We start from the raw sequence: 16822 nt of genomic DNA, 5'->3' as shown, positions 1-16822 counted from the left end.
ATTCTTTACTGATCTTTACTTTCGTCTATGGCTTCTTCAATAACGTCTTGAGCACTGGTCGCACTCTCTTGTGCAGCGTCGACTGCTTGTTCTACAGAGTCAGTGACAGCACCTGCGGACTCTTCCAGAACAGACTCAACAGCATCAGAGGCCTCATCAACGGGAATCGAGGGCAAATCGGATGAGCTGGAATCAACGTCTGAAGTAGCTTCGGCAATGCTTGGTAAGTCAGATGCCAAGTCAGTTACTTCTTGGATGACACTTTGATCTACAACGCCATCATCAGAATTCTTTTGAGCGTAAACATAGGCCAAGCTCAAACTACTTGCGAAGAACACAAAGCACATCCAAGAGGTGCTCTTGGTGAGAAAGTTCGCAGAACCACGGCTTCCGAACATGCTCTGAGAGCCGCCTCCGCCGAATGCCGATCCCATATCACCTTTAGGTTGTTGGATCAGTGTCAAGCCAATCACCGCTACCGCAGCGAACACATTGACAATCAATAAAATAATTGTGATATCCATCGTTACTCTTGTAATTTGGTTTTTGAAAGTATCGGTTCGAATCCCGAACTTTCAAGGCCTAACAGACAATAATTCTATTTTAAGCCAGTTTTTGTGCTGCTTCACAGATTCCTGCAAAGCTCTCTACATCCAACGACGCCCCGCCAATCAGGCCGCCATCAATGTCGGTCTGAGCAAAAAGTTGCTCAGCGTTGTCAGGTTTGACACTTCCGCCATACAACAGCTGAATTTCTTCTGCCACTTTAGCGTCATGATCTCGCAATAAATTACGAATAAATTCATGCACTAATTGAGCCTCCTCAGGGCTGGCGGTCTTACCCGTACCAATTGCCCAAACAGGCTCATACGCAATCACAGCACCCTTAAAGCCGGCAATACCTACTTTACCCAAAACGGCTTGAATTTGTCTCGCGACAACAATTTCCGTTTTGCCAGCTTCACGTTCTTCAAGGCTCTCACCAACGCAAAGAACAGGCACTAGTGACGAGTCAAAAGAGCGACATGCTGAGAACTTTTCAGCCACCAACACATCAGACTCTTGATAATACTCTCGTCTTTCTGAATGCCCTAGCAATACATATTCACACCCAAGATCGGCAATCATTGGCAATGAAGTTTCACCAGTGAATGCCCCCTTAAGGTGAGAGCTCACGTTTTGGGCGCCAACAGCTATCGATACACTCTGACTATTTGACTGTTCAACTGCCAACCCTAAATAAGGCGCAGGTGGACAAACCAAAATGTCATAGTTCGGCGGGTTCTGTCCGGCTGCGTGACTAGCGCGTGCTGCTACGCCTGAAATAAGCTCAGCAGTGAAACTCAAACTGCCATTCATCTTCCAGTTTCCAGCCACCAATAATCGCCGCATAAATTACCCCAAAAAATGGTTTAAGCACTCAGATTTAAGTGAGGGCGGATATTAGCATAGCCTCCCACACACTTCACTATTATTTTATCTACTAATTACCAGCCCAACGATGACATTGCCGTCGGATCTACAGCTGTTGTTCCACGGCAGTGGAAATTTTCTGGCAAGCGCTCTTCACTTGCATCAAATCTTGCCCCTCAACCATCACTCTAATGACCGGCTCGGTACCGGAAGGTCTTAAAAGAACTCGACCTGTATCCGCTAGCTCAACCTCCACTTCAGCGACGGCTGCCTTCACAGCCTCCAGCTCTACCACCTCCGAAGCATGCGTACCTTCAGGCAATCGAACGTTAATCATGTCTTGTGGGTACATCGGCATCTGAGAGGCCAGTTCGTGCAATGGTTTTTCCATAAACTGAACTTGAGTTAAAACCTGAAGTGCCGAAACCAGCCCATCACCCGTGGTGGTTTTATCTAGACAAATAATATGACCCGAAGATTCCCCGCCGATAACCCAATCGTGTTTTTTGAGCTCTTGCATCACATAGCGATCACCCACCTTTGCTCGCACAAACGGTATATTTCGCTCAGCCAACGCTTTTTCCATCCCAAAATTACTCATCAAGGTGCCAACAACGCCACCTTTTAGGCGACCTTGCTCTTTCTGACTAATGGCAATAACAAATAACAATTGATCGCCATCAACTACATTCCCTTCACTGTCGACCATCAACACTCTGTCAGCATCTCCATCAAACGCAATGCCAACATCACACTTCTTATCAAGCACGAGTTTCTGCAAACCTTCGATATGAGTCGAGCCACAATTGTTATTAATATTAAAACCGTCAGGCGTATTGTTTATTACCTCGATCTCTGCACCGAGTTCGTGAAACACCGTAGGTGCGGATTGATAGGCAGCACCATTTGCGCAATCAAGAGCCACTCGCATACCCTTGAAGTCCATTCTCCGCGGAATTGTGCCTTTACAAAACTCGACATATCGGCCCACAGCGTCATCCATTCGATACGCCTTACCCAATTGCTCTGACGGCACCACTTGCATTGGTTGGCCCATGAGCGCTTCTATCTCATCCTGAATCTCGTCGGAAATTTTAGCGCCACGAGGCGAAAAAAACTTAATTCCATTATCAGAATAATGGTTATGCGAAGCACTGATCACCACACCGGCATTGGCCCTTGCTGTTTGAGTTAGATAGGCAATGGCTGGCGTGGGCAGTGGACCTAACATGACCACATCCATCCCAGCTGAAGACAACCCTGCTTCCATTGAAGACTCGAGCAAATAACCGGATACGCGAGTATCCTTTCCAACAAGAACGCTCCCCTTCCCATAATGTTTCTTTATCACCGTGCCCAGCGCCCACCCTAAATGAACAATCGTTTGTGGGGTAATAGGCTCAGAACCTACAGGCCCTCGAATTCCATCCGTACCGAAAAATGGTTTACTCATAATCTTTACCGTTTATTATTTTGCGTCCGATACCGCTTCAACCATGCGAATCGCGTCATACGTGGCTCGCACGTCGTGTACACGGACTATTTTAGCCCCACTGAGCACAGACTGCACCGCCAACCCCAGACTGGCCGGCACTCTGTCTGCAACCTCTCGGCCCAATTGTTTCTGAATGAAAGACTTCTTTGAAACCCCAATCAGGATTTCACACTCTGTCGAAGATCGTATTTTATCAATATTTCTGAGCAGCAGCAGATTATGAGCCAGAGTTTTCCCAAAGCCAATCCCAGGATCAAACAGCAGGTCCGAACGCGCTATTCCCGCCTCAACGGATGACTCAACTTGCTGATTACAGAATCCCACTACCTCAGACACCACATCAGTGTAATTTGGCTCGGCCTGCATGGTCTTAGGACGACCTTGCATATGCATAATGCATACAGGAACGCTTAACTGAGCGACAACGCTAAGAGCATTATCGGCACGCAACCCATAAACATCGTTAACCATTTGCGCTCCAGCTTGCACTGCTGCCTTCATCACTTTTGGCTTGTAAGTGTCAATTGATATGGGTGTGTCAGTACAGCTCACGAGCTTCTCGATAACCGGTAGCACACGATCCAGCTCTTCTTGTACTCCCACAACCTCAGCACCTGGCCGAGTCGACTCACCACCCACATCGAGGATATCAGCCCCTTCCTGCGACAACCTCAAACCATGTCTGACCGCATTATCCAAGGAGTCGTACTTACCACCATCAGAGAATGAATCGGGCGTGGTATTAATAATGCCCATTATCGCGGCCGATTTTCGACGCAATAATGGGCGAACCAAGTTACCTACCATTTAGAGAAACCCTAAAAATCCAAGTTTAGGATTCGCTTGCTGGCTTATCTAATTGTGGCTCTACTTCAGACTTATCTTCGTTGTCATCCCCAGAATCCTTATCCTTCGGAGTCGGTAAATCAGATGGCGCAGTTGGAGTTCTGCCTTCCATAATATCCGCTATCTGAGTTGAATCGATGGTTTCCCAGTCGATCAGGCACTTAGTCATCAACTCAACCTTATCGCTATTTTCTTCAAGAATCAGTTTAGCGCGATTATATTGCTCTTTAAGGATACGAGATTGCTCAGCATCAACGGCTTGAGCCGTTTGATTACTCATCGTTTTACGGATACCAGCCATCATTTCTTTTTCGGTATCGGCAAAGACTCTCGGCCCAAGCTCGTCACTCATACCCCAGCGAGCAACCATGTTGTACGCCATATCCGTTGCCACTTCAAAGTCATTTGACGCGCCCGTGGTCATTTGCTTCATAAATATTTCTTCGGCAATACGCCCCCCCATTAAGACAGCGATTCGAGCAAGTAAGTACTCGCGGTCATGACTGTATTTATCCTCTTGAGGTAATTGCATTGTCACGCCCAAAGCTCTTCCACGAGGAATAATGGTCACTTTGTGAACAGGGTCAGTATTGTCCTTAAGAACTTCAGCAACCACAGCATGACCAGATTCATGATAAGCCGTGTTTAACCTCTCATCCTCGGGCATCACAATGGACCTGCGTTCAACACCCATCATGACTTTATCTTTAGCCAACTCGAAGTCATCCATTTCGATTAGCTTTTTGCTAGCGCGAGCAGCAAACAGGGCCGCTTCGTTTACCAAATTTGCTAGATCAGCGCCGGAAAATCCTGGGGTGCCTCGTGCAATGATAGCCGGATCAACAGAACGCCCAATCGGCGTTTTACGCATGTGTACCTTCAAAATCTGTTCCCGACCACGAATGTCGGGTAGAGGGACGTTTACTTGGCGATCAAAGCGGCCCGGGCGCATTAACGCCGAATCCAACACGTCAGGTCGGTTGGTGGCGGCGATCACGATAATCCCCTCGCCTCCTTCAAATCCGTCCATTTCCACCAACAATTGGTTTAACGTTTGCTCACGCTCATCATTACCTCCGCCGATACCAGCCCCACGCTGCCTACCTACGGCGTCGATCTCATCAATAAAGATGATGCACGGCGCGTTTTTCTTTGCTTGATCAAACATATCGCGAACCCGTGAAGCCCCCACACCGACGAACATCTCCACGAAATCAGAACCTGAAATTGAAAAGAACGGCACTTGTGCTTCACCAGCAATCGCTTTAGCAAGCAACGTTTTACCCGTGCCAGGGCTTCCTGTCATCAAAACACCACTTGGCATTCTGCCGCCTAGTTTTTGGAATTTAGATGGGTCGCGTAAAAATTCAACAACCTCCTGTACCTCTTCCTTAGACTCTTCAACGCCTGCAACGTCATCAAACGTTACTCGGTTGTTCTCTTGGTTGAGCAATCGAGCCTTGCTCTTACCAAAGCTCATTGCGCCCTTACCACCGCCACCCTGCATCTGACGCATCAAATAAATCCAAACGCCAATAAACAGCAATATTGGAAGGGTGTTTACAAGTATCGCCTGCCAAAGGGATCGCCCTTCAGGTGCTTTAACTTGGAACTGTACGTTGCGATTGATTAACGTATCGATGAGCTCAGCGTCATAAGCCGGCATCACGGTATAGAAACCCTTGCCTGAAGTGTCCTCGCCTATGATTCTGCGTTCTCCCTCATCTAACACCAAGTTACTAACGGAACCCGATGTCACCATCTCCATGAACTTAGAATAAGTAACTTCACTAGGAGCGTTGACACCGCTACTTCCACGATCTGCCATGAACGAGCCGATCATCAAAAGTACCAATCCGATGATTACGTAATTAGAGATTTTATTCACTGGTAATACCTAGTCCTATTTTTACTGCTGTATCTTGTAACTGGCCATACACTCGAGTGTATCAGTAGCCATGAGATGATTGTGAGAACGAATTGACGATAGTGGGTAGATAATTGTTAACTCGCTAAACGATTTTTAGCCAAAAAATAAAATTCTCGGCTTTTGGGCCTTGATGCAGCGGGTTTTCGCACCACACCACTTCTATAACGCCCTTTAATCTCTCGACGAAAATAATGGGCGGCAGAGCCTTCAAAGAGCTTAACTAGAAGATGACTGTTTTGCTTTAAACGTTGCTCGCAAAAGTACAGTACAGAATCCAACAGCCCTTCATACTGCGCTTCATCAACGCTTCTTACCCCTGTAATGTTGGGGGCCATATCAGAGATTACAAGATCTATCTTCCTTCCATCCAAGATTTTATCGACTTGTTCTAATACATGCTCGTCTTGAAAGTCACCTTTAATGAAATCAACATGTTCTAAATAGTCCATTTCCAAGAGATCAATTGCGATCACAGTTACCTTTTGACCGAACTTGCGACTGATGTACTGAGACCAACCGCCAGGTGCTGAACCAAGGTCGACCACAACCATACCCGGCCTGACGAGCTTATCTTGTTCGTCGATTTCTTGAAATTTATATACCGCTCGCGAACGATATCCCTGACTAACGGCTTTCTTCACCCAGGGGTCATTAACATGCCGCCGGACCCATTCGCCAGATTTGTTGCCTTTTCGTGCCATTTCGTCTCGAATAAAGGTGTTTTTATTACAAAAGTGAGTAGAATTACGCGCCTGAAACTCGCCTACGGGCTGAGGGTTGCACACGAATAATTCGACGCGGCCCGCTATTATCTCATTAAATGACACTAACTGGAAAACAAAAGAACTATTTGCGTGGTGTTGCGCACAATTTAAACCCAATTGTAACTATTGGGGGCAAAGGCCTCACCGATGCTGTGATGAATGAAGTGGAACTGGCTCTCAATCAACATGAGCTGGTGAAGATCAAACTTCCCAGCAACAGCAAGTCAGAAAAAGTTGCGTTAGTTGCTCAAATTACTGGGCAATCAAACAGTGAGCCCGTCCAACTTATTGGACGAGTTGGGGTAATATATCGCGCCAACGATGAACCTAAAATAGTTCTCCCGAGCATTTAGCTCAAGCATCACTTATCCGTCCAAGATAAAACGAACCTACTCACACGCAGTCAAGGGCCCGATCCTAGAAATAAATTGTTCGCAAAGTGCCTTTGCACCAGCGAGGTCCTCTTTAGACCTAAGCAAAGCCACTAGCGAACTTGTGGCACCACGATCTAGTGGTGCTAACTCCAGCGTCACACGAAACCAATGCTCTGCATTAGCGATGGCACCCTGACCTACATACAACTGTCCAATGAGCATCCCCACTGCCGGACGCCATGGGCCAACGTGCTGTGGTTCAGCATCATACCTATCCCCCATCACCTCAAACGCTTGAGTAAATATCGGGATTGCCTTTTGCGGCCTATCCCAAATCAAGTAGATTTCTCCCAAGTTAATTAACGAACGCCACTCTCGGCTATCGCTCTCAATTGCTCGAAGGTAGATATCAACGGCCTCCTGCAATTTACCTTGTGCAGAGTAGACAAACCCCAACGCTTTGAGTGATTCTGGTCGATCAGGTGCCATCCTTGCGGCACGCTCAGCGAGCGCTTGAGCTCTATCCAGCACAGCCAGCGCTTCTGAACCGCTGAGCTGCCCAGACTCTAGTGCGTATTTAATCGACGCTTGTCCGTCTATTGGGGGTGAATTGTCAACTGGCCACCTGACCACTCGCTGCACGAGTGCATTCGCTAAACCAGCATGAGCTCGCACATCATCAGGCGAATCGCTAAGCACCGTTTCATAGAGGGAAATAGCCGCTTCATTAGCATCATGAGTGAACTTCATATAAAAGTCATCGGCACGATTCAGTGAATCCGAGTAAACACGGCTATTCGACCAGTTGATACTCGTGACTAAAGCAACCACAACGCTGAATATGACCAACAGTAGCACCCAACTCTTTGCACCGCCAAACCTGAACAAGGAGTGTGAGTCGACATTAACACCTTCGGCCTTAATACTGAGTGCGTACCCCTTTTTAGGGATGGTCTGTATATATCTAGAGTTTGAAGCACTATCGCCCAGAACCGATCTGAGCCTAGAGACTGTCCGTGCCAGCGTATCTTCGCCTACAACAACATCTGGCCATAGCGTTGATATTAATGACTCTCTGCTAACCACGTCATTGCCGGCATTAACCAACATAACCAATAACTGCATGACTTTAGGTTCTATTGACTTAATCTGAGAATTGCCAAGACTTTTCAATTGATTTCGATCTACATCGACCAACCATTCGCCAAGTCTAAATATTCGATCCACGCTTAAACTATTATTTTTTGGAGTCACTGTTGTATTTTACGCTAAATTTGAAACGTGCTCGAAACATCTTGATTGTCAGCTTTTCGTCAGAAAAGCGTAACTCTTTCGCCATGGGAATACAGACATTCATTAGGCAAAATACAAACATGAATCATGCACAACTACCATAAATATGAAGCACCCTATTCTTTGCCTTATTGCGCTCGTTGCAATCGTCATCACAACGACTCTACATTCTTCTGATGCAATAAAGGAGGAACCCTTGATCCTCCCCGATAAGATCAAACAAGACTTTAACCAGCTGTACGATCAGCTGCAAAAATCTCATATTAACCTATTCGCAAACCGAGACAAGCCGGCCTACGACCATCTTTTTGAGCACACTCTCCAAAAACTTGATGCTCCGTTAACTCCGCTTCAAGCACAAATTCTATTCCAAAAGTTCACCGCAGCGGGCGACATTGCACACGCAAACATCGCCTTTCCTAACGAAGCCTACACATCTTATCGTGAATCTAATGGAACAGCTTTCCCGATCTACGTTGAAATTATAGATGGGCGTTGGTTTACTACTCTGGATTACTCCTCACATAACTTAGTGAAAGGTACAGAGATTTTAACCATCCAAGGAGTCGACGTAACAGATCTATTTAAAACGTTAAAAGCCCATATTTCGGCAGATACTGACGCCATTGCATCGTCGCTGTTAGAATTTCAATTACCTCAATACCTGTGGCTTATCGATATTGAAAACAGCCGTTTCACCAAAGAATTCAATCTGACGATAGTGCAAAATCAAATACGGAAATCCATCATCGTGAAGGCGCTCTCGAAAGATCAACTGCTTGCCAGCAAGACCGTGGAGAGTAACCCCACAAAGAATGAATCAAAAATTAGAGAATTCGCCACCCTAAAGGACAATATTAGCTACCTGAGACCAGGCCCATTTTACAATGCTGAAGACATCGACAATCTTTGGGATAACTCTCAATTCACACAATTCATTGACGACGCCTTTGCTCACTTTATCGACACTGAAAGTAAACAGTTAATAATAGACTTACGAAACAACCCTGGCGGCAACAATTCATTCAGTGATCATCTAATTGCGTGGTTCGCAACAGAGCCGTTCAAGTTTGCATCAACGTTTTTGGTGAAGTCGAGTTTGCAAGCGAAACTGTCTAATGAACAACGGTTGAATGATATCTCAGACGATAACTCAGCATCACATCAATTGGCTAAGCGCTATGAAAAAACTCCGTTTGGAGAAACTTTTGAATTTCCTATTCCGTTAACGAACCCACGCAAAGGTAGACGATACGAGGGCGAAGTCTATGTATTAATAGATCGACATAGCTACTCGAATGCGGCATCGGTTGCCGCGATAACACAAGATTATGGTTTTGGCATCATTGCAGGAGAGGCAACCACAGACTTCGCGACAACTTATGCGTCCATGGAGACATTCACATTAAAACACACAAACATCGAAGTCGGCTTTCCTAAAGCACACATTATTCGGCCTTCAGGGACGATTGAGCCTGGGCCTGTAGAACCAGAACTGGTCTTAGACAAGCTAAATGACGAAGACGATCCGATGCTGCAAAGGTTGATATCGCTACTGCAATACAGAATCAGAGGTGGGTAAATACATCTTTACCTCAGAGTAAAGAGCTTTCTTGTCTGAATAAGACACCATATTTTCAGGCAATTTAACCAGCTGTGGGTAAACCCAACCCCAAAAATCAGCCCGCGTTAAAGGTCGAAGTTCGTAGCTAGCCTCAATGGGCAGAGTCAGCATCGGTTCGACCTTTTCTCGATTGTATGCACGTACGACCAAACTTGTTTCGGTGTAATTCTTAACGGCCTCAGCGAGACCAATCGGAGACATGGCGAAGTGCTTTTCAATGCGTTGAGCCAAGGTGGATTCAGAGATCACATCATCTAAGAATGCGGATAACTGATTTCGGCGTTTATTGTCCGCAAAGAAATAATGAAGAAGAACGTAGGCCTGAGAATCGAGCCGATTTCGTTTCAACAGGCTGAGCTTCTCGTTTTTCATCGAGCGTCTAAATTTACTGCTCGACATAATTGAAATAATATCGATAGGTATAAAGCCCCCTTGACGACCATAGAGTGTGGCTAGCCTCGCCCCCATGGCCTCTAATTCTCCGATTCTAAAAGCCTTGGGGTGTTCAACGTATCCAGCCAAATAAGACGCAAGGGAAGATCGATACCATTGTGGCGCGGCATCCAATAGCCCAAGATCAGCAAGTAAGTTAAACGCCAGCGCTCTGAATACCGTGGCCCTTCCAGTATTACTTTTACTCAAAGACTCGCCAGTAAAACCGCGCATTTCGGCAATAATAGATGTTCCAGTCACCGGTGAGCCGAATGTATAGCTAACCAAGTCTTTAGGCATGCCCAATGCTCGCCACGTACTTCGCTTTTTTGTGAGGAGGATTCTGGCTTTGCTCGACGAAGCCTTGTTCTTTGCCCCTAGTAACAACGAAGAAAAGGCCCTAAAACGCTCTAGTTGCTCAGCAATTTTAAGCACTTGTTTGGGCTTGGCGTCACTGACTATTTCAAAACTGGGGCTTGTAACCTGTGTCCATTTTCTTTTGTCCAATCTTTTATGGCTAATCGGTTCCGCTTGAGAACTGGGCGAAACCCACGCCCAGCTTACAAACAAAAGAACAACTAATCCCTTGCGCATTTTAGATTGAAACCCTTTAGGCGTCGTAGCTAACGTGCACTACCTCATAGGTTTTTTCACCAGCTGGTGCTTGAAAAGTAAATTCATCTCCTTCTAGTTTGCCTATCAGGGCTCGGCCAATCGGGGAGCTCAATGAAATCTTTCCCTGGTCAATATCTGCTTCCAAATCACCAACAACTTGATAAGTCACTTCCTTTTCACTGTCTACGTCATAAAGCTTGACCAAGGCACCAAAGACAACCTTGCCGCTCACACTCAGCTTCGAAGGATCGATGACTTCCGCCACTCCTAAATTGCCTTCAAGCTCTTTAATTCTGCCTTCAATAAAACTTTGTTGCTCACGCGCAGCGTGATATTCAGCGTTTTCCGACAAATCGCCATGAGCCCGCGCTTCCGCAATGGCTTCAATTACTTTTGGTCGTTCAACGCTCTTTAAGTTTTTAAGTTCAGCTTGTAGTCTAGCCGCCCCTTTGGCGGTGAGTAATACTCGATCCATGTTAAATTCTTAATGATTTTTGGTAAGTTAATTCAAATTATTTGATTGATTGATGGAGGTCTTGCAACTTGCTAACCCTCATCTCACACAATGCTTTGTGGGCGGCTACCATAGCACGAGCAGACGAAATATTGGTGTAGTACGTGACTTTACGCATCAACGCCTCACGACGAATTGTGTAAGAATCTCTTACAGACCCTGTAGTCGATGTGGTATTTATCACCAAATCGGCTTTATCATCGATAATCAGGTCCACTATGTGTGGCCTGCCTTCAGCCACTTTATTAACCGCTTGGACTGGTATCCCGGCTGATTCGAAGGTCGCAGCGGTGCCACGCGTCGCTACTATATCAAAACCAGCGCTGCTTAAGTACTTAGCTAACTCGACCGCAACTTCTTTATCAGAGTTCCTAACACTGAATAGCGCCGTCCCGGTTTTCGGAATATTCGAACCCGCCCCCTGCTGAGCCTTATCATAAGCTTCTCCAAACGTTCGGCCAACCCCCATAACCTCACCCGTAGATTTCATTTCAGGGGTTAACAATGTATCAACGCCAGGAAATTTAACGAACGGAAATACGGCCTCTTTTACTGAATAGTAGTCAGGAATAATTTCATCACCTATCCCTTGCTCATCGAGAGTTTTACCGGCCATACAGAGAGCAGCCACTTTTGCGAGCGGCCGCGACGTAGCCTTAGAAACAAACGGTACCGTTCTGGATGCTCGGGGATTAACCTCAAGTACGTAGATCGTCTCTCCCTTGATTGCAAACTGCACATTCATCAGTCCAACCACGTTTAGCGCCAGTGCCATTTGCGTCGTTTGCTCACGCAATTTAACTTTAATCTCTTCGGTTAAACTAAACGGAGGAAGCGAGCACGCGGAGTCGCCAGAATGTACTCCGGCTTCTTCAATGTGCTCCATAATTCCGCCAATGACCACACGAGAACCATCACAAATAGCATCGACATCGACTTCAATAGCGTCGTTTAAAAATCTGTCCAATAGCACAGGAGATTCATTTGAAACTTGAATTGCCGAATGCATGTAGTTTTTGAGGCCTGCACTATCGTGCACAATCTCCATAGCACGACCACCCAGTACGTATGAAGGACGAACCACTAAGGGATACCCAACTTCCTCAGCAAGTTCCAATGCAGTTTCTTCGCTAGACGCTATGCGGTTTGGCGGCTGCTTCAATTGCAACCTATTTAGCAACGCTTGAAACTCTTCACGATCTTCGGCGTCATGAATGGCTTTTGGTGAGGTACCAATTATGCGAGTGCCCTGAGCTTTGAGTGGTCGAGCCAATTTCAGTGGCGTCTGCCCACCATACTGTACGATCACGCCAGTCGGATCTTCTTTATGAACAATTTCGAGCACATCTTCTAACGTCAATGGCTCAAAATACAGCCTATCGGAAGTATCGTAATCCGTGGATACTGTCTCAGGATTACAATTAACCATAATGGTCTGATAACCGTCCTCACGAAGCGCCATTGACGCATGAACACAGCAGTAGTCAAATTCAATGCCCTGGCCGATACGGTTAGGACCGCCGCCCAACACCATGATCTTTTTCGTATCATTTGGCTCCGACTCGCACTCTTCCTCGTACGTTGAGTACATATAGGCCGTTGCAGTCGAAAACTCAGCAGCACACGAATCAACTCTTTTATAGACGGGTCTAATCTCTAGTTGGTGCCGCTTGGCTCGAAACTCATCTTCAGACACATTCAGAAGCTCAGATAAACGTACATCCGAGAATCCTTTGCGCTTCCACGCAAATACTTGATCACTCTGAAGTGACGCCAAAGACGATTTTCCGACCATGGACTCAACGGCAATAAGGTCTTCAATTTCAGCCAAAAACCACGGCTCAATGCCCGTCGCTTCATGCACATCTTTTACGCTCAAACCTTCGCGAAACGCCTGCCCGATATACCAAAGTCGATCTGCTTTTGGCACGCGCAGAGCTTCACTTAAGCGTTGCTCACGAGCGGCACCTTCCAGATCAGTTAACTGCGGCTCAAACCCATGGCTGCCTATCTCCAAGCTTCGCATCGCTTTTTGCAGCGACTCCTGAAAGGTACGCCCAATAGCCATCGCTTCGCCGACGGATTTCATCTGAGTCGTTAGCGTGCTATCCGCTTGCGGAAACTTTACGAAATCGAAACGTGGAATTTTAGTAACCACATAATCGATACTTGGCTCGAAAGAGGCAGGGGTCAAACCACCGGTAATCTCATTCCGCAACTCATCGAGCGTATATCCGACGGCAAGCTTAGCCGCAACCTTCGCAATGGGAAAGCCTGTCGCTTTTGAAGCAAGTGCTGAGGAACGAGAAACACGCGGGTTCATCTCAATGATTATCATACGGCCCGTTTTCGGGTCCACGGCAAACTGAACGTTAGACCCTCCGGTATCAACGCCGATTTCTCGTAATACCGCTAACGAGGCGTCACGCATAATTTGATATTCTTTATCAGTCAGAGTCTGAGCAGGAGCCACCGTGATGGAGTCACCAGTATGAACGCCCATCGCATCAAAGTTTTCAATTGAGCAAATAATGATGCAGTTATCTTCTCGATCACGCACCACCTCCATTTCATACTCTTTCCAACCAAATATGCACTCTTCGATCAGCAGCTCATTAGTAGGGGATGCCTCTAAGCCACGCTCACAGATCTCAACAAACTCTTCTTTATTGTATGCAATGCCTCCGCCGGTTCCGCCCATGGTAAATGAAGGTCGTATGATTACGGGCAGCCCTAAGTCTTCCAATATTTCAAAAGACTGCTCCATGGAATGGGCGATATCACCTCGAGCGATTTCCAGCCCGATTTTTTCCATAGCCGTCTTAAATTTATCACGGTCTTCTGCCTTATCTATGGCTTCCTTAGTAGCGCCGATCATCTCTACATCGTACTTAGCTAACACACCTTCACGCTCAAGATCTAATGCACAATTAAGCGCGGTTTGCCCCCCCATCGTGGGCAACAACACGTCAGGCCTTTCAGTTTCTATGATCTTTTCAACCGATTGCCAACTGATTGGTTCAATGTAGGTCGCATCAGCAAAACCGGGGTCGGTCATGATTGTAGCGGGGTTTGAATTAACTAAGACAACTCTGTAACCCTCTTCTTTTAGGGCTTTGCACGCTTGCACTCCAGAATAATCAAACTCACAGGCTTGTCCGATAATGATCGGCCCGGCACCAATGATTAGGACGGTTTGAATGTCATTACGTTTTGGCATTTCTTTCTTCCTCTTTTGGTGAGACCTATTGGCCTGATTTCATTGATTCAATAAACAGTTCAAACAACGGCGCCACATCCCTAGGTCCAGGGCTGGCTTCAGGATGCCCTTGAAAGGAAAAAGCAGGTGCATCGATTCTTTTAATGCCTTGAATAGTGCCATCAAAAAGCGACCGGTGCGTTACTGTCAAATTTGATGGGAGCGAGTCTTCATCAACCGCGAAACCGTGATTTTGACTAGTAATCATCACCTTTTTACTCGCTAAATCCTGAACTGGGTGATTGGCTCCATGATGTCCAAACTTCATTTTTTGAGTCTTCGCACCAGACGCCAACGCTAATATCTGATGACCTAAACAAATACCAAAAATAGGTTTGCCAGCGGCGATAATCTCTTTAGTTGCTTCGATAGCGTAATCGCATGGCTCTGGGTCGCCAGGCCCATTTGATAGAAATACACCATCGGGGTCTTGCGCCAACACATCGGCCGCCGATGTCTCAGCCGGCACGACGATCACTTCACAACCTAACTCAACCAATATTCTTAAAATGTTATGTTTAACACCAAAATCATAAGCGACAACCTTATATTGCCCATTAGGTTTGTCGCTGTAACCAGATCCTAAATTCCACTCAGCTTGTTGCCAATGATAGGCTTGCTCGGCGGTCACAACTTTGGCAAGATCCATTCCCTTAAGACCTGGAAAGTTGCGCGCAGCCTCAACAGCCAGCTCCGCATTAATGTCCTCACCGGCAACCAAGCAGCCACCTTGGGCGCCTTTTTCTCGTAATATACGCGTGAGCTTTCGGGTATCGATATCAGCTATCGCAACCGTTCCGTTTTCCAGCAAATAGTCATCGAGATTTTGCGTATTCCGCCAGCTGTTCGCTAATCGGGGCAAGTCACGAATAATAAGCCCGGCGGCATGCACCTTGGCCGATTCAACATCTTCTTGGGTGGTGCCTGTGTTACCAATATGAGGATAGGTCAATGTCACCATTTGCTGAGAATATGACGGATCCGTTAGTATCTCCTGATACCCTGTCATCGAGGTATTAAATACCACCTCGCCAACCGATTGGCCTTTAGCCCCTATGGATTGTCCCCAGAAAAGAGTGCCGTCTTCTAATGCGAGTAATGCGGTATGTTTAACGTTAGTTTTCACGTAAATGCCCATCGATGTTTAGTTTTTATGACCAAAATCACCTGCTTGCTCAAATTTTACTTAAAAAAAGGGAGAAGCCCGAACTATGGGCTTCTCCCTTTTGGAAGTTTTTTGTTGGCTGTTGCGGTGGCCTTTTCATCGGGGCGTATTCTAAGCGAAAGGCTTTAGAACATGCAATGTGAATGGGGGTATTTATTGGTTTATTTTTCCATATTGCCCGATATGTAAGGACATCAACTTCATCAAACGCTCGCGCATCTTCCCGAACCACCAACCTGTAAGCTATTAAGGCTGATAGCCAATAGAACTCATCAGAAATCTAAACGCTAGTTTAAACCCAACACATCCTGCATATCATATAGACCAGCAGGCTGTTCAGCCAACCATCTTGCCGCCCTTACTGCCCCTTTTGCAAACGTCATTCTAGAAGAGGCTTTGTGCGTAAGCTCTATACGCTCTCCTTCGCTTGCAAATAAAACCGTGTGATCTCCGACCACATCACCACCTCGAACGGTTGAAAACCCAATTGTTTCTCGATCCCGAGGTTCGCCAATCCCTTCCCGTCCGTATATTGCGCACTGATCCAGATCTCGCCCTAGAGAATCGGCAATTACTTCGCCAAGACGGACCGCGGTTCCGGATGGAGAATCCACCTTATGGCGATGGTGTGTTTCAATAATTTCTATGTCAGACTCATCAGCCAATATTGGCGCCATTTGTTTTAACAGGTGCAGACACAGCGTAATGCCAACACTGGTATTAGGCGCCAAGATAACAGGAATATCCAACGCAGCATCTGAGATAATCTTCTTTTGCTCAGCGGAAAACCCAGTGGTTCCGATCACGACGGGTTTCTTTTTCTCGCGCGCTATTTCCAGGTTCGCCAAACATGGATCGATGAGCGTGAAATCTATCAAGACATCAAAGTCAGACTCACTCAAAGACTCCTCTATCGGAATTCCAACACTTCCTATGCCAGCCACTTCACCTGCGTCAGCGCCAATCAGAGAACTACCAGGACGCTGAACAGCGCAAGACAGAATCATGTCTTCAGTTGCATGAATAGCTTGAACTAGGGTGCGCCCCATCCGGCCGGTGACGCCAGTAATGGCTAAATTTAAAGCAGACATAAATAAA

General features: G+C 46.5%; 14 protein-coding genes. 2 read left to right on the top strand and 12 right to left on the bottom strand.

Features of this window, described 5'->3' with window-relative positions:
- Positions 1-5: 5 nt before the first annotated feature.
- From secG to ABWW54_RS12395, 6 genes are all read right to left on the bottom strand, one after another.
- Positions 6-524 (bottom strand): preprotein translocase subunit SecG, encoded by a 519-nt coding sequence (secG, locus tag ABWW54_RS12420; protein ID WP_353412618.1) that lies wholly within the window; start codon positions 522-524, stop codon positions 6-8.
- Between the two features lie 79 nt (positions 525-603).
- On the bottom strand, positions 604-1392 hold the full coding sequence (gene tpiA, locus ABWW54_RS12415; RefSeq protein WP_353412617.1) for a triose-phosphate isomerase: 789 nt from the start codon (positions 1390-1392) through the stop codon (positions 604-606).
- 127 nt (positions 1393-1519) lie between these two features.
- On the bottom strand, positions 1520-2866 hold the full coding sequence (gene glmM, locus ABWW54_RS12410) for a phosphoglucosamine mutase (protein WP_353412615.1): 1347 nt from the start codon (positions 2864-2866) through the stop codon (positions 1520-1522).
- A gap of 15 nt (positions 2867-2881) precedes the next feature.
- A complete protein-coding gene (folP, locus tag ABWW54_RS12405; RefSeq protein ID WP_353412614.1) occupies positions 2882-3715 on the bottom strand; it encodes a dihydropteroate synthase in 834 nt (277 codons plus the stop codon).
- 25 nt (positions 3716-3740) lie between these two features.
- Complete coding sequence (ftsH, locus tag ABWW54_RS12400) at positions 3741-5642, bottom strand: ATP-dependent zinc metalloprotease FtsH (protein WP_353412613.1); 1902 nt, start codon at positions 5640-5642, stop codon at positions 3741-3743.
- A 116-nt stretch (positions 5643-5758) separates the two neighbouring features.
- Positions 5759-6385 (bottom strand): RlmE family RNA methyltransferase, encoded by a 627-nt coding sequence (locus tag ABWW54_RS12395; protein ID WP_353412612.1) that lies wholly within the window; start codon positions 6383-6385, stop codon positions 5759-5761.
- A 119-nt stretch (positions 6386-6504) separates the two neighbouring features.
- Here ABWW54_RS12395 and yhbY point away from each other — a divergent pair, with 119 nt between their 5' ends.
- Positions 6505-6801 carry a ribosome assembly RNA-binding protein YhbY gene (yhbY, locus tag ABWW54_RS12390; RefSeq protein WP_353412611.1) on the top strand — a complete coding sequence of 99 codons (297 nt, stop codon included), beginning with the start codon at positions 6505-6507 and terminating at the stop codon, positions 6799-6801.
- Between the two features lie 36 nt (positions 6802-6837).
- On the opposite strand, the gene ABWW54_RS12385 is transcribed toward yhbY, so the two are convergent.
- Positions 6838-8076, bottom strand: a complete 1239-nt coding sequence (locus tag ABWW54_RS12385; RefSeq protein ID WP_353412609.1) for a winged helix-turn-helix domain-containing protein — start codon at positions 8074-8076, stop codon at positions 6838-6840.
- A gap of 145 nt (positions 8077-8221) precedes the next feature.
- Here ABWW54_RS12385 and ABWW54_RS12380 point away from each other — a divergent pair, with 145 nt between their 5' ends.
- Entirely contained in the window at positions 8222-9697 is a 1476-nt protein-coding gene (locus ABWW54_RS12380; protein ID WP_353412607.1) for a S41 family peptidase, read from the top strand.
- Here ABWW54_RS12380 and ABWW54_RS12375 read toward each other — a convergent pair.
- The 5 genes from ABWW54_RS12375 to dapB all read right to left on the bottom strand — a co-directional run bounded on the left by ABWW54_RS12375 (position 9668) and on the right by dapB (position 16815).
- Entirely contained in the window at positions 9668-10765 is a 1098-nt protein-coding gene (locus tag ABWW54_RS12375; RefSeq protein WP_353412606.1) for a hypothetical protein, read from the bottom strand. The genes ABWW54_RS12380 and ABWW54_RS12375 overlap by 30 nt on opposite strands.
- Before the next feature lie 16 nt (positions 10766-10781).
- Positions 10782-11261: a transcription elongation factor GreA gene (gene greA, locus ABWW54_RS12370; RefSeq protein WP_353412605.1), complete on the bottom strand. Its 480-nt coding sequence runs from the start codon at positions 11259-11261 to the stop codon at positions 10782-10784.
- A 37-nt stretch (positions 11262-11298) separates the two neighbouring features.
- Positions 11299-14520, bottom strand: coding sequence for a carbamoyl-phosphate synthase large subunit (carB, locus tag ABWW54_RS12365; RefSeq protein ID WP_353412604.1), 3222 nt, complete (start codon positions 14518-14520; stop codon positions 11299-11301).
- A gap of 25 nt (positions 14521-14545) precedes the next feature.
- Positions 14546-15685 carry a glutamine-hydrolyzing carbamoyl-phosphate synthase small subunit gene (gene carA, locus ABWW54_RS12360; RefSeq protein WP_353412603.1) on the bottom strand — a complete coding sequence of 380 codons (1140 nt, stop codon included), beginning with the start codon at positions 15683-15685 and terminating at the stop codon, positions 14546-14548.
- 326 nt (positions 15686-16011) lie between these two features.
- The gene (dapB, locus tag ABWW54_RS12355; protein ID WP_353412602.1) at positions 16012-16815 is read right to left on the bottom strand and encodes a 4-hydroxy-tetrahydrodipicolinate reductase; all 804 of its coding nucleotides are present in this window, start codon (positions 16813-16815) and stop codon (positions 16012-16014) included.
- Positions 16816-16822 lie beyond the last annotated feature (7 nt).

The organism is Arenicella sp. 4NH20-0111 (genome assembly GCF_040366405.1).
Taxonomy (GTDB): domain Bacteria; phylum Pseudomonadota; class Gammaproteobacteria; order Arenicellales; family Arenicellaceae; genus Arenicella.
Note: the sequence above shows the minus strand (reverse complement) of the source record. Positions and strands in the feature narration are given on the sequence as shown.

What these genes read in the sequence shown, in the direction of transcription:
- secG (WP_353412618.1), bottom strand. Translation starts at nt 524, where the DNA reads ATGGATATCACAATTATTTTATTGATTGTCAATGTGTTCGCTGCGGTA.
- tpiA (WP_353412617.1), bottom strand. Translation starts at nt 1,392, where the DNA reads ATGCGGCGATTATTGGTGGCTGGAAACTGGAAGATGAATGGCAGTTTG.
- glmM (WP_353412615.1), bottom strand. Translation starts at nt 2,866, where the DNA reads ATGAGTAAACCATTTTTCGGTACGGATGGAATTCGAGGGCCTGTAGGT.
- folP (WP_353412614.1), bottom strand. Translation starts at nt 3,715, where the DNA reads ATGGTAGGTAACTTGGTTCGCCCATTATTGCGTCGAAAATCGGCCGCG.
- ABWW54_RS12395 (WP_353412612.1), bottom strand. Translation starts at nt 6,385, where the DNA reads ATGGCACGAAAAGGCAACAAATCTGGCGAATGGGTCCGGCGGCATGTT.
- yhbY (WP_353412611.1), top strand. Translation starts at nt 6,505, where the DNA reads ATGACACTAACTGGAAAACAAAAGAACTATTTGCGTGGTGTTGCGCAC.
- ABWW54_RS12380 (WP_353412607.1), top strand. Translation starts at nt 8,222, where the DNA reads ATGAAGCACCCTATTCTTTGCCTTATTGCGCTCGTTGCAATCGTCATC.
- ABWW54_RS12375 (WP_353412606.1), bottom strand. Translation starts at nt 10,765, where the DNA reads ATGCGCAAGGGATTAGTTGTTCTTTTGTTTGTAAGCTGGGCGTGGGTT.
- greA (WP_353412605.1), bottom strand. Translation starts at nt 11,261, where the DNA reads ATGGATCGAGTATTACTCACCGCCAAAGGGGCGGCTAGACTACAAGCT.
- carB (WP_353412604.1), bottom strand. Translation starts at nt 14,520, where the DNA reads ATGCCAAAACGTAATGACATTCAAACCGTCCTAATCATTGGTGCCGGG.
- dapB (WP_353412602.1), bottom strand. Translation starts at nt 16,815, where the DNA reads ATGTCTGCTTTAAATTTAGCCATTACTGGCGTCACCGGCCGGATGGGG.